Source organism: Actinomadura sp. NPDC048032 (assembly GCF_040653175.1).
Lineage (GTDB): Bacteria > Actinomycetota > Actinomycetes > Streptosporangiales > Streptosporangiaceae > Spirillospora > Spirillospora verrucosospora.
In genome coordinates this window covers 1-13,344 of sequence record NZ_JBEZJP010000209.1, presented here as the reverse complement: position 1 = coordinate 13,344, position 13,344 = coordinate 1, and the positions used below count along the sequence as shown (strand labels likewise).

At 72.4% G+C, this 13,344-nt stretch carries 8 protein-coding genes; 7 read left to right on the top strand and 1 reads right to left on the bottom strand.

Going from position 1 to position 13,344, the window contains the following annotated elements; all coding sequences use genetic code 11:
* The first annotated feature begins 115 nt into the window (after nucleotides 1-115).
* From AB0C69_RS24850 to AB0C69_RS24830, 5 genes are all read left to right on the top strand, one after another.
* The gene (locus AB0C69_RS24850) at nucleotides 116-565 is read left to right on the top strand and encodes a hypothetical protein (protein ID WP_360357454.1); all 450 of its coding nucleotides are present in this window, start codon (nucleotides 116-118) and stop codon (nucleotides 563-565) included.
* 65 nt (nucleotides 566-630) lie between these two features.
* The gene (pruA, locus tag AB0C69_RS24845; protein WP_360357452.1) at nucleotides 631-2,259 is read left to right on the top strand and encodes an L-glutamate gamma-semialdehyde dehydrogenase; all 1,629 of its coding nucleotides are present in this window, start codon (nucleotides 631-633) and stop codon (nucleotides 2,257-2,259) included.
* Between the two features lie 138 nt (nucleotides 2,260-2,397).
* Nucleotides 2,398-3,108: a haloacid dehalogenase-like hydrolase gene (locus AB0C69_RS24840; RefSeq protein ID WP_353832099.1), complete on the top strand. Its 711-nt coding sequence runs from the start codon at nucleotides 2,398-2,400 to the stop codon at nucleotides 3,106-3,108.
* Nucleotides 3,109-3,243: 135 nt separating this feature from the next.
* On the top strand, nucleotides 3,244-3,558 hold the full coding sequence (locus AB0C69_RS24835) for a hypothetical protein (protein WP_360357449.1): 315 nt from the start codon (nucleotides 3,244-3,246) through the stop codon (nucleotides 3,556-3,558).
* A gap of 277 nt (nucleotides 3,559-3,835) precedes the next feature.
* Entirely contained in the window at nucleotides 3,836-5,791 is a 1,956-nt protein-coding gene (locus tag AB0C69_RS24830; RefSeq protein WP_360357446.1) for an acetoacetate--CoA ligase, read from the top strand.
* Here AB0C69_RS24830 and AB0C69_RS24825 read toward each other — a convergent pair.
* A complete protein-coding gene (locus tag AB0C69_RS24825) occupies nucleotides 5,781-6,374 on the bottom strand; it encodes a hypothetical protein (RefSeq protein ID WP_360357444.1) in 594 nt (197 codons plus the stop codon). The genes AB0C69_RS24830 and AB0C69_RS24825 overlap by 11 nt on opposite strands.
* 300 nt (nucleotides 6,375-6,674) lie before the next feature.
* Here AB0C69_RS24825 and AB0C69_RS24820 point away from each other — a divergent pair, with 300 nt between their 5' ends.
* Together AB0C69_RS24820 and AB0C69_RS24815 are read left to right on the top strand one after the other, a co-directional pair.
* Nucleotides 6,675-8,264: a protein kinase gene (locus AB0C69_RS24820; RefSeq protein WP_360357441.1), complete on the top strand. Its 1,590-nt coding sequence runs from the start codon at nucleotides 6,675-6,677 to the stop codon at nucleotides 8,262-8,264.
* Between the two features lie 178 nt (nucleotides 8,265-8,442).
* Nucleotides 8,443-13,275, top strand: a complete 4,833-nt coding sequence (locus tag AB0C69_RS24815; protein ID WP_360357439.1) for an NAD-glutamate dehydrogenase — start codon at nucleotides 8,443-8,445, stop codon at nucleotides 13,273-13,275.
* Nucleotides 13,276-13,344: the final 69 nt, after the last annotated feature.

Below are 13,344 nucleotides of genomic sequence, written 5' to 3'. Positions count from 1 at the left end.
TCGCAGGCTTCGTTCCCGGTCAGGAAGGCGCTGGCGGACACCCCGGCGGCATCGGGATAGGCGGACCTTCCAGGACGGGAAAGACGCCCAGCCCCACGTCCACGCCGCGCGCGAGATCGCTCCCGCGCCGCTCGCCGCCCACGCGGTCACGCCCGCGCTGCGCGAGTGGTACGCGGGCGGTGACGAGGAGGAGCTGGAGTACGCGGCGATGTCCGCCGCGGCCCGCGCCTCCCTGCGCCTGCTCGCCGCCGACCCGTCCGTCCCGCGCCGCCGGGTCGTGCTGGCCGCCGAGGTCCCCGACGGCCAGGTCTCCTGGCCGCGCGGCGACGCGGCGCTCGGCAACGGCGACCGCGCCCTCGTCGAGCTCGCCGCCCCCGTCCCCTGGAAGCTGATCGCCTCCGGTCATGTCGACGACCCCGGCGCGGTCCCCGACGTCGCCGCCGCCGCGCAGGCCCTCGCGGCCGCCGACGCCGGAGACGAGGACGCCCGCTTCACCGTGGACGGCGCCGAGGGCCACGAACTGCTCTGGTACGCCACCCAGGAACTCGGCGACCTCCTCGACTAGCGGCCCGGGCGCGGGGTAGGTCCTCCGGCACGTCGAACAATGCCGCCGGATCGCAGGGGGACGTCATGGACGCCGTCACCACCGTGCCGGTTCCGATGAACGAACCGGTCAGGACGTACGCGCCGGGAAGCGCCGAGCGGGCCGCGCTGGAGGCGAGGATCAAGGAGCTGCGCGGCGCGCAGACCGAGCTGACCATGGCGATCGGGGGCGAGCGGCGCATGGGCGCGGGCACGCCCGTCGACGTCGTGGAGCCGCACGACCACGGGCACGTGCTCGGCCGGCTGGGCGAGGCGACCGAGGCGGACGTGACCGAGGCGATCGCCGCGGCGCGGGAGGCGGCGCCCGCCTGGCGGGCCATGCCCTTCGACGACCGCGCCGCGATCTTCCTGCGCGCCGCCGAGCTGCTGGCCGGGCCGTGGCGGGCCACGGTGAACGCCGCCACGATCCTCGGCCAGTCCAAGTCGGTGCAGCAGGCCGAGATCGACGCCGCCTGCGAGCTGATCGACTTCTGGCGGTACAACGTCCGGTACGCCCAGCAGATCCACGAGCAGCAGCCGCTGTCGCCGCCCGGCGTGTGGAACAGGCTGGAGTACCGGCCGCTGGAGGGCTTCGTCCTCGCCATCACGCCGTTCAACTTCACCGCGATCGCCGGGAACCTGCCGACCGCGCCCGCGCTGATGGGCAACGTCGTGGTGTGGAAGCCGTCCCCGACGCAGCAGCTCGCCGCCCACCACACGATGCGCCTGCTGGAGGCCGCCGGCCTCCCGCCCGGCGTGATCAACATGGTGACCGGCAACGGGCGCGCCGTCTCCGCCGTGGCGCTGCGCCACCCCGAACTGGCCGGCCTGCACTTCACCGGCTCGGCAGCCACGTTCCAGGGGCTCTGGCGGACCATCGGCGAGAACGTCGCCGGCTACCGGGGCTACCCGCGCATCGTCGGCGAGACAGGCGGCAAGGACTTCGTGGTCGCCCACCCGTCCGCCGACCCGGCCGTCCTGAAGACGGCGCTCGTCCGCGGCGCCTTCGAGTACCAGGGCCAGAAGTGCTCCGCGGCGTCCCGCGCCTACATCCCGCGCTCCGTCTGGACGGGCATGCGCGACGACTTCTGCGCCGAGGTCGACGCCCTCACCATGGGCGACGTCGCCGACGACCTGTCGGCCTTCATGGGCGCCGTGATCGACGACCGGGCCTTCGCCAAGCACCGCCGGGCCATCGAGCGCGCCCGCGGGATCGACAGCGCAGCAGTGCTTGCCGGCGGCGAGCTGGACGACTCGCGCGGCTACTTCGTCCGTCCCACGGTTCTGGAGTCGTCCGACCCGACCGACGAGATCTTCACCACCGAGTACTTCGGCCCGATCCTCGGCGTCCACGTCTACGACGACACCGACTACGACAGGGTCCTCACCCAGATGGAGGGCGTCTCGGACTACGGTCTGACCGGCGCCGTCATCGCCGACGACCGCGCCGCCATCGCCGAGGCCACCGAGCGGCTCCGCTTCGCCGCCGGGAACTTCTACATCAACGACAAGCCGACCGGCTCGATCGTCGGCCAGCAGCCGTTCGGCGGCGCCCGCGCGTCCGGCACCAACGACAAGGCCGGCTCGATCTTCAACCTCACCCGCTGGACGAGCGCCCGCTCCATCAAGGAGACCTTCGTCCCGCCCACCGACCACCGCTACCCGCACATGGGCTGAGGCGCGGCGTCGTTCCGGGGGGCGCCCTCGGGACCCCTTCACCGGCGGTCGAAGGGGTGGCAGGCTTGACGATAGGCTCGCCTCGCCGTCCGCCGGACGGCGCCGGAGCACACCCCCTGGAGCCGTCATGGGAACGGGATGTCGACGCTGAACCGTCTCGTGCTGTGGAACATCGACCACACCCTGGTCGACGTCGGGCGGATCACCCGGGACGCCTACGCCGAGGCGTTCCAGCGGACCGTCGGGCGCCCGCTGCTGCGCCTGGCGCCCACCCCCGGCCGCACCGAATCCGAGATCATCTTCGAGACCCTCGCGTTCAACGACGTCGTCACCACCGACGACCACCTGCCGGCCTTCTTCGACGCGCTGGCCGAGGCGTTCGCGAGCCGCCGCGCCGACCTGCGCGCGCACGGCCGCGTCCTGGCCGGCGCCGGGGAGGCCGTGGAGGCGCTCGCGCACGTGCCCGGCGTCGTCCAGTCGGTGCTGACGGGATCCCTCCAGCCGAACGCGGTGCTGAAGGTGACCGAGCTGGGTCTCGCCGGACGCCTCGACCTGGAGGCCGGCGGGTACGAGAACGGCGTCTACAGCAAGGCCGCCCTCCTGGAGGTCGCCCGCGCCCGCGCCGGCGAGCGCCACGGCGCCCGCTACCCCGAGTCCGCGACCGTCTACGTCGCCGACTCGCCCCGCGACGTCCAGGCCGCGCACATCGCCGGCTCGCCGATCCTCGCCGTCGCCACCGGGAGCGCCACCGAGGCCGAGCTCCGCGCCGCCGGCGCGGACCAGGTCCTGGCCACGCTCGCCGACACGGACGCGGTGGTGAGCGCGGTCGCCGACCTGACGCGCATGTGAGAAGGCGGGCATATGAGAAGGCGGGCATATGAGAAGGCGGGCAGGGTGAGACAAGGTTGTCACCTCGGAAAGGCGACGCCGCCCGCACACCCTCGGTAACTTCGAGTAATCACTTGACGTCAAGGAGTGATTGCCGTGCCGTGTCGTGCCGTCGCCCTGTCCACCGTCCTCGCCGCCGCTCTCGGCGCCGCCGCGCTCCTGCTCACCACGCCCCCGGCCGATCCCGCCCGGGCCTCGGCGGAGAGCGCCGGAGAGATGTTCGTGTGCGAGCAGGTGGAGTCGCGGTACCCCCAGGTCTTCGGGCGGACCTGCGGCCCCGGCCGGTGGGGGCCGATCTCGGACTTCACCGTCATCGACCGCCGCGACGACGGCACCTACCGCTGCCAGTCCGGCTGGGCCGAGGGGCCGGTCAGGATCAGCGGTCAGAACTGCCGGCCCCAGCGGGGCTGATCCCTCCGGGAGGGCGCGTCCCGGTGCGGCGGCCGACACACCACCGCGCCTGACGGTGTGCGCTCCATGAGCTGCCCGTTCCTGCGATGTGTGGGGACGGAGGATGTGCGCGCCCGGGTCTGTGTGGGGGCGCGGGGTTGCCCGGGGCCGCGTTTTGACCTGCGATAGGACGGGTTCCGGGGCTTGGCGGCGGGCGTGGCGGGCAGGTTGCGCGGTGTGCCGGGCGGGCCCGATATTGGGATGGCCGCGCAGCGTGGCGCGGCGGGGAGGGAGAGAGATGGCCCGGGAGGTATCCGAGGGTTCGGCGCTGTGGGAGCCGTCGGAGGAGGTGGTCGCGAACGCGCGGGTGACGCGGTTCGCCCACTGGCTGGGGGACCGGGGCGTCCTCAAGGAGTCCTACGACGAGCTCTGGCAGTGGTCGGTCACGGAGGTCGACGCGTTCTGGGACGCGATCTGGTCGTATTTCGACGTCGTCGGCGAGCGCGGCGACGGGCCCGTCCGGGCGGGCGGGCCCATGCCGGTCGACGGGCTGAAGTGGTTCCCGGGCGCGACCCTCAACTACGCGGCCAACGCGCTGCGCCGGGTCCAGGAGTCGCCCGACGAGACGGCGGTCGTCTTCCGTTCGGAGGCGGGCGGGCACCGGCTGCTGTCGTACCGGGAGTTGGGGCTGCACGTCGCGCAGGTGCGCGCGGGCCTGGCCGAACTGGGCGTGGGCAAGGGCGACCGGGTCGCCGCCTACATCCCGAACATCCCCGAGGCGCTGGTCTGCTTCCTGGCCACGGCGTCGCTGGGGGCGGTGTGGTCGTCGTGCTCTCCCGACTTCGGGTCCTCCTCGGTGGTCGACCGGTTCGCGCAGATCGAGCCGAAGGTACTGATCGCCGTGGACGGCTACGCCTACAACGGCAAGCGGTTCGACCGCCGCGAGATCGTCGGGGAGATCGAGGCCGCGCTGCCGACCCTCGCCGCCACCGTGCTCGTCCCGTATCTGGACCCGGCCGCGACGCCGGAGGGCCTGCGCGTCGGCATGCACTACGCCGACCTGCCCCGCCAGGGCCACGAGACCCTGGAGTTCGAGGACGTCCCCTTCGACCATCCGCTGTGGGTCGTGTACTCGTCCGGCACGACCGGGCTGCCGAAGCCGATCGTCCACGGCCACGGCGGCGTGGTCCTGGAGCACCTCAAGGCGCTGTCCTTCCACCAGGACCTCGGTCCCGAGGACGTGTTCTTCTGGTACACCACCACCGGCTGGATGATGTGGAACTACCTCATCGGCGGCCTGCTGGTGGGGTCCACCGTCGTCATGTACGACGGGGCGCCCCTCGACCTGTGGACGCTCGCCGCCGAGAACGGCGTCACCTACATGGGGGTCGGCGCGCCCTACATCTCCGCCTCGGCGAAGGAGGGGCGCCGCCCCGGCGAGGAACTCGACCTGTCCGCCCTGCGCGGCATCGGCTCCACCGGCTCGCCGCTCCCGCCCGAGGGCTTCGCCTGGGTGTACGAGGCGGTCGGCCGCGACCTGCTGCTCGGCTCGTTCTCCGGCGGAACCGACCTGTGCACCGGCTTCGTCGGCCCGTCGCCGCTCCTGCCGCTGCGCGCCGGCGTCATCCAGTGCCGGGGCCTCGGCGCCAAGGTGGAGGCGTTCGGCGAGGACGGCAAGCCGGTGATCGACGAGGTGGGGGAGCTGGTCATCACCGAGCCCATGCCGTCCATGCCCGTCTTCTTCTGGAAGGACGAGGGCGGCGAGCGCTACCGCGACTCCTACTTCGACATGTACCCGGGCGTGTGGCGGCACGGAGACTGGATCAAGGTCCTGCCGGACGGCGGCTGCGTGATCTACGGGCGGTCCGACTCCACCCTCAACCGCGGCGGCATCCGCATGGGCACCGCCGACTTCTACCGCGTCGTCGAGGCGTTCGACGAGATCACCGACAGCCTCGTCATCGACACCGGGCGGCTGGGCCAGGAGGGCCGGCTGCTCCTGTACGTCCAGCTCGCGGAGGGCGCGGCGCTCACCGACGAGCTGGCGGCGGACCTCCGCAGGCGGATCCGGTCGGCGCTGTCGCCCCGGCACGTCCCGGACGAGATCACCGCCGTGCCCGGCATCCCGCGCACGCTGTCCGGCAAGAAGCTGGAGGTCCCCGTCCGCAAGATCCTCCAGGGCACCCCGGTCGACAGGGCCGCCAACCGCGACTCCATGGCCAACCCCGAGGTGCTCACCCACTTCACCCCTTAGCGGCCGCGTAGGCGAGGACGTCGCGGCGGCGGTACAGGCGCCGCACGCGTCCCCCTGCCAGCGGCTCCACCCTGGCGGGTTCGGGCCAGCCCGCGGGCGGGCGCCTGGCGTAGACGGTGACGCTCGTCTGCGCCAGGCCGAGGATGCGTGCGGCCTCCGCCAGGGTGACCAGGTCGTCCGGCCCTTCCTCGGCGGGGCGTTCCCCCAGGGTGCGGTACCAGGCCGTCCAGGCGGCCTCGTCCCAGTACAGGGCCTTGCCGGCGCGGTGCGCGACGTCGGGGTGGCCGTTGGACGCGCGGTCCGCCCAGAGCTGCTTGAGGCGGTGGCGGCTGAGCCCGTGGCGCTCCGCCAGCTCGTCGCGGGTGGCGAGGCCGGGCGGGACGTCCCGGGTCCGGCGCGCCGCGTACCAGCGGTCCCACTCGGCGGCGTCCCACGCGAGCTGCGAGCCGACCGTGCCCACCGGCTCGGGGTGGCCGTTGGAGGCGCGCTCGCGGTACCACTTCTCCAGGGTGCTGCGGCCGAGCCCGTGCTCGTCCATGAGTTCGGCGCGCGTGCGAACGCGGCGGCCGTCGAGTGTCGCCATGGGCTCAGTCTCCCGCGTGTGGCAGCGTTCCGCTTGTACGCCCCCGCCCCGCCGGTGACACTGTCTCCGGCGACGCCCCTTCCGTAGTGACAGTGGGCGCGCCCCCGACGCTGGGGGAAGTAACGCCATTAGGGTGGTCTACGACCCAAAGCCCGCACGCGGAGATGATCGTCCGTATCGCTCCGAATGGTCGCGGGATCGGGTGAACTCGACTCCGGCCTCGCGCGTCACACAGTCGGAGGGGTGAACTCGGGTCGGGCCCGCTCGATTCGCCGATCAAGGAGAGGGACGGTTCCACTCATGGAGGTTGGGGCGCTGCGGTCCGGAGACCCGGACCGGCTGGGAACCTACGCCCTGATCGGCCGGGTGGGCGAGGGCGGCCAGGGCACGGTGTTCCTCGGCGTGGCCGAGGACGGCCGGCAGGTCGCGATCAAGCTGCTGCACGCCGAGCTGACGTCCGACGAGAAGGCGCTCGCCCGCTTCCTGCGCGAGCTGGAGGTCGCCAAGCAGGTGGCGCCGTTCTGCACGGCGCAGGTGATCGACGCCGACGCGACCGGCGACCGCCCCTACATCGTCAGCGAGTACGTGCCGGGCCCCTCGCTGAACCAGCAGGTGCTGGAGCACGGCCCGCTCGCCGGCGCCGCGCTCGACCGGCTCGCCGTCGGCACCGCCACGGCCCTCGCCGCCATCCACCAGGCCGACATCGTGCACCGCGACTTCAAGCCGCACAACGTGCTGATCGGCCCCGACGGCCCGCGCGTCATCGACTTCGGCGTCGCCCGCGCGCTCAGCGGCGGCACCACCCTCACCAGCCGGGTGATCGGCACCCCCTCCTACATGGCGCCCGAGCAGATCAGCGGCGACGAGGTCGGGACGCCCGCGGACGTGTTCTGCTGGGCGGCGACGCTGGCGTACGCCGCGACCGGGGAGCCGCCCTTCGGGCAGGACACCATCCCCGCCGTGATCAACCGGATCCTGCACGAGGAACCGGAGCTCGGCGGCCTCGACGGCCCGCTGCGCGACCTGGTGGTCGACTGCCTGGACAAGGACCCCTCCCGCCGCCCGGGCGCCCGGCAGGTGCTGATGCGGCTGCTCGGGCACGAGGAGGCCGCGGCGCGCCCGGCCGCCCGCCCGTCCGGCGACACCGACGAGACCGCGATGCTGGCCGCCGGGTCCGTCCTCGCGGCCGAGGGCGGCGACGGCGACGAGGCGTTCGAGCCCGCCGCCGCGTTCGCCGACGACGCGGGCCCCGCCGAGGGCCCCGTCTTCGACGACGACGCCTTCGCGTCTCCGGCGGAGGCCGCCGGGGACGTCCCGGACGCCTACGGGTCCGGTCCGCCCGGCGCGCCCGCCGCATGGGGCGCCGACGACACCCTGCCCGGCGCCGCCGGGAAGGGCGGCGGTCTGCGGCGCTCGCTCGCCGGTTCGGGACGCTCCGCCGTGCTCGCCGGGGCGGCCGCCCTGGTGGTCGCGTTCATCGTGGTCTCCTCCGTCCTGCTGCTCGGCTCCGGCGACAGCGGCAAGGCGGGCCGCAAGGTCAGCGACCCGAGCGCGCCGCCCGCCTCGACCGACGTCGTGCCCACCACCGCGCCGCCGACGACCCGCCGGCCCGTGCAGGAGGAGCCGCCGGCGTCCTACGACCCGACGCCCACCGGCAGCCCGACGCCCACCGGCAGTCCCACGCCGACGGGGTCCCCGACCCCGACCGGCTCGCCGACCGCGACGCCGACCGACCCCGGCACGCCCACCGACCCGGGCACGCCCACCGACCCGGGCACGCCCACCGACCCCGGTCCGACCGACCCCGGAGACGGCGGCACCAACCCGGGTGACGGCACCGGCACGGGGACGGGCACGGGCACGGGGACGGGCGCGCAGGGCACGGGCTGACACCCGCACCCTCCGATTTCCAAGATCACCCGGAGTCGCCCCCGGCGTCCTGGCAAGGTGGGATAGGCCACGTCGGCCATGCACAGGACCAGGTCGGCTTTGCGGCGATTCCTGGTTACGCTCGTGCAGTGAGCGGCGCCACAACGAGGTGGCGATGGGTCTCAAGGGGAGATTGTCGATGAGCGGCATGCTCGATCAAGCGAAGGACGACCTGCTCCGGCGGGCCGCCGAGGCGTGCGCGCGGCGTCCGGACGCGCGCGGGGACGTGGAGGAGGTCCTCGCCTACCTCCGCCTCTACTACCGGCAGGTCGCGCGCGAGGACCTGGTGGAGCGCGACCCGGCCGCCGTCTGCGGGGCCGCGATGGCGCACCGCGCGCTCGGCGAGGAGCGGCCGCAGGGACGCGCGAAGGTGCGCGTCTTCACGCCGACGCTGGAGGAGGACGGCTGGAACCCCGGCCGCACCGTCGTCCAGGTCGTCACGGACGACATGCCGTTCCTGGTCGACTCGGTGACGATGGAGCTCAGCCGGCACCAGTTCGCCACCCAGATGATCGTCCACCCGCTGCTGGGCGTCGACCGGGACGTCGCGGGCCACCTGCGGGCGTTCCGCGGCAAGCACGACAGCGACACCGACGTCGACGAGTCGTGGATGCACTTCGAGGTCGACCGCACCACCGACCAGGCCGTCCTGGACGTGCTGGAGAAGGACCTGATCCGCGTCCTGCAGGACGTGCGCGTCGCCGTCGAGGACGAGCCCAAGATGCGCGCCCGCGCCCACGAGATCGCGACCGCGGTCCAGGAGGTCCCGCCGCCGCTGTCCGACAAGGAGATCGGCGAGGGCGTCGAGCTGCTCGACTGGCTGGCCGACGGGCACTTCACGTTCCTCGGCTACCGCGACTACACGCTCACCGAGGACGGCACGGCGCTGCGCCCCGAGCCCGGCTCGGGCCTCGGCGTGCTGCGCATGGACAAGCGCGAGTCCGCCGCCTTCGCCGCGCTGCCGCCGGAGGTCCGCGAGAAGGCGAAGGAGAAACGCCTGCTCGTCCTCACCAAGGCGAACTCGCGCTCCACCGTCCACCGCCCCCTGTACCTGGACTACATCGGGGTGAAGAAGTTCGACGCGGCCGGCGAGGTGATCGGGGAGCGCCGGTTCCTCGGCCTGTTCACGCACGTCGCCTACAGCGAGTCGATCGCGCACGTGCCCGTCCTGCGGCCCAAGCTCGACGAGGTGCTGGAGCGGGCCGGGTTCACCCCCGACAGCTACGACGGCCAGGACCTCATCGAGATCCTGGAGAGCTACCCGCGCGACGAGCTGTTCCAGATCTCGGTGGACGACCTGCTGAAGATCTCCCTCGGCGTGCTGCGGCTGCGCGAGCGCCGCCAGCTCAAGCTGTTCCTGCGCAAGGACCTGTACGGACGCTTCATGTCCTGCATGGTCTACCTGCCGCGCGACCGCTACACCACCAAGGTCCGGCTGCGCATCCAGGACCTCCTCAAGGACGCGTTCGAGGGCGTCAGCGTCGACTACAGCGCGAACGTGACCGAGTCGAACCTGGCCCGGCTGCACGTCGTGGTCCGCGGCGAGCGCGGCCGCCCGCTGCCGGACGTCGACGTCGCGGAGCTGGAGGAGCGGCTCGCCGACGCGACCCGCTCCTGGGAGGACGACCTCGCCGACGCGATCGTCGACCAGTGCGGGGAGGAACGTTCCGGAACGCTCGGCCGCTCGTTCGGCGAGGCGTTCCCCGAGGGCTACAAGGCCGACTTCCCGGCCCGCACCGCCGTCGCCGACCTGCGCCGCCTCGACGCGCTCGACGAGGCCGCCGACACCTCGATCGACCTGTACGAGCCCGCCGGCGCCGGGCCCGGCGAGCGGCGGCTGAAGATCTACCGGATGGGCGAGCCGATCTCGCTGTCGCGGGTGCTGCCGCTGCTGCAGAACATGGGCGTCGAGGTCATCGACGAGCGGCCGTACGAGATCAACCCCTCCGACGGCCGCCGGTTCTGGATCTACGACCTCGGGCTGCGGTACTCGCCGCCCGCCGACGTCCCGGAAGAGGCCGTCAAGGACCTGTTCCAGGACGCGTTCATGGTCCTGTGGCGCGGCGACATCGAGAACGACGGCTTCAACGCGCTCGTCCTGCACGTCGGCCTGACCTGGTGGCAGGCGATGGTCCTGCGGGCCTACGCCCTGTACCTGCGGCAGGCGGGCGCGGCGTTCTCCAAGCGCTACTTCGAGGAGGTGCTGCTGCGCAACGCCTCCATCACCCGCCTGATCATCCGGCTGTGGGAGAGCAGGCTCGACCCGACCCTGCAGGGCGGCGAGGAGGAGCGCAGCGACGGCATCACCGAGGAGATCCGCGGCAAGCTGGACGACGTCGCGAGCCTCGACGAGGACCGCATCCTGCGCTCCTACCTGGCGCTCGTCCAGGCGACCCTGCGCACGAACCACTACCAGAACAAGCCGTACCTGGCGATGAAGTTCGACCCCGCGGGCATCCCGGACCTGCCGCTGCCCCGCCCCACCTACGAGATCTTCGTGTACTCGCCGAAGGTCGAGGGCGTGCACCTGCGGTTCGGGTCGGTCGCGCGCGGCGGGCTGCGCTGGTCGGACCGGCGGGAGGACTTCCGCACCGAGATCCTCGGCCTGGCCAAGGCGCAGGCGGTGAAGAACACCGTCATCGTCCCGGCGGGCGCCAAGGGCGGCTTCGTCGGCAAGCAGCTGCCCGACCCGTCCGTGGACCGGGAGGCGTGGCAGAAGGCCGGCATCGACTGCTACAAGGACTTCATCTCCGGCCTGCTCGACCTCACCGACAACCTCGTGGACGGCAAGGTCGTCCCGCCGCCGAACGTCGTCCGCCACGACGGCGACGACACCTACATGGTCGTCGCCGCCGACAAGGGCACCGCGACGTTCTCCGACATCGCCAACGGCGTCGCCGCCGAGTACGGGTTCTGGCTGGGCGACGCGTTCGCCTCGGGCGGCTCGGTCGGCTACGACCACAAGGGGATGGGCATCACCGCCCGCGGCGCCTGGGAGTCGGTGAAGTACCACTTCCGGGCCCTCGGCAAGGACATCCAGAACGAGGACTTCACCGTCGTCGGCATCGGCGACATGTCCGGGGACGTGTTCGGCAACGGGATGCTGCTGTCGGAGCACATCCGGCTGGTCGCCGCGTTCGACCACCGGCACATCTTCCTCGACCCCGACCCGGACGCCGCCGCCTCCTTCGCCGAGCGCCGGCGCCTGTTCGAGCTGCCGCGCAGCAGCTGGGCCGACTACGACACCTCGCTGCTCTCCAAGGGCGGCGGCGTGTTCTCCCGCTCCGTCAAGTCGATCCAGATCACCCCGCAGGTCCGGGCGGCGCTCGGGCTCGGCGACGGCGTGAAGTCCCTTCCGCCCTTCGAGCTGATCCGGGCCATCCTGCGGGCGCCGGTCGACCTGCTGTGGAACGGCGGCATCGGCACCTACGTCAAGGCGTCCACCGAGAACAACGCCGACGTCGGCGACAAGGCCAACGACCCCGTCCGCGTGGACGGCGCCGAGCTGCACTGCAAGGTCGTCGGCGAGGGCGGCAACCTCGGCGTGACCCAGCTCGGCCGCATCGAGTTCGCGCGCGGCGGCGGCCTGATCAACACCGACTTCATCGACAACTCCGCGGGCGTCGACACCTCCGACCACGAGGTCAACATCAAGATCCTGCTCGACCAGGCGGTGCGGGACGGCGAACTGGCCGGCAAGCAGCGCGACGGGCTGCTCTACGAGATGACCGACGAGGTGGGGCGGCTCGTCCTGCGCGACAACTACGCGCAGAACGTGGTCCTCGCCGCGTCCCGCGCGCAGGCGCCCGCGATGCTGCACGTCCACGCCCGGTACATGCGCAAGCTGGAGCGCGACGGCCGCCTGAAACGGCGCCTGGAGGCCCTGCCGGACGACAAGGCCCTCGCCGAGCGCCGCCAGTCCGGCCACGGGCTGACCAGCCCCGAGTTCTCGGTGCTGCTCGCCTACGCCAAGCTCGCGCTGGACGCCGACCTCGTCGCCTCCGACCTCGCCGACGACCCCTACCTGGAGTCGTGGCTGGTCGACTACTTCCCGACGCCCCTGCGCGAGCGGTTCCGGCCCTACATGGACCGGCACCCGCTCCGCCGCGAGATCATCACGACCGCCGTGGTGAACGACGTGGTCAACGCGAGCGGCTCCACGTTCGTGTTCCGGATGAACGAGGAGACGGGCGCCTCCTCGTCCGACATCGCCCGCGCCTACCTCGTCGCCCGCGACGTCTTCCAGATGCCGCGGTTCTGGCGGTCGGTGGAGAACCTGTCGCACCAGGTGGAGGAGTCGACGCAGATCGCCATGCTGCTGGAGGCCCGCAAGCTCACCGAGCGCGGCGCCCGCTGGCTGCTGCACAACCGGCGCCCCCCGTTCGACATCCAGGAGACGATCGACTTCTTCTGCGGCGGCGCGGCCACCCTGAGCGCGCACCTGTCGAAGCTGCTCGTCGGGCTGGACCTCGCGGCCTTCGAGCAGCGCCGCGACGGCTTCGCCGAACTGGGCGTCCCGGACGAGCTGGCCGAGCAGTGCGCCACGTTCGTCCCCGCCTACTCCACCTTCGATCTGGTCGGCATCGCGCACGACACGGGACGTCCGGTGGAGGAGGTCGCCGAGATCTACTTCGACCTGGCGGACCGGCTCCAGCTGTCCCGTCTGCGCGAACGCATCATCGCGCTCCCGCGCGACGACAAGTGGCGCTCGATGGCCCGCTCCGCCCTGCGCGACGATCTGTACGCCGCGCACTCCGCCCTCACCCGCGACGTCCTCGTCACCAGCGGCCCGGTCGGCAACCCCGAGGAGCGAATGATCCACTGGGCGGACAAGAACAAGCCCGCCGTCCAGCGAGCCCAGCAGACGCTGAGCGAGATCTGGGAGAGCGACAGCTTCGACCTGGCGACCCTCTCGGTCGCCCTCGGCGCCATCCGCACCCTGGTCACGTCGAGCTCCCTGCCTGCTGAATAGCTCTTTCTCCTCCTTCGGGCCGCGACATCCGCCCGACGCGCGAGAAGCTCAGCAGGTCGATGATCAGTG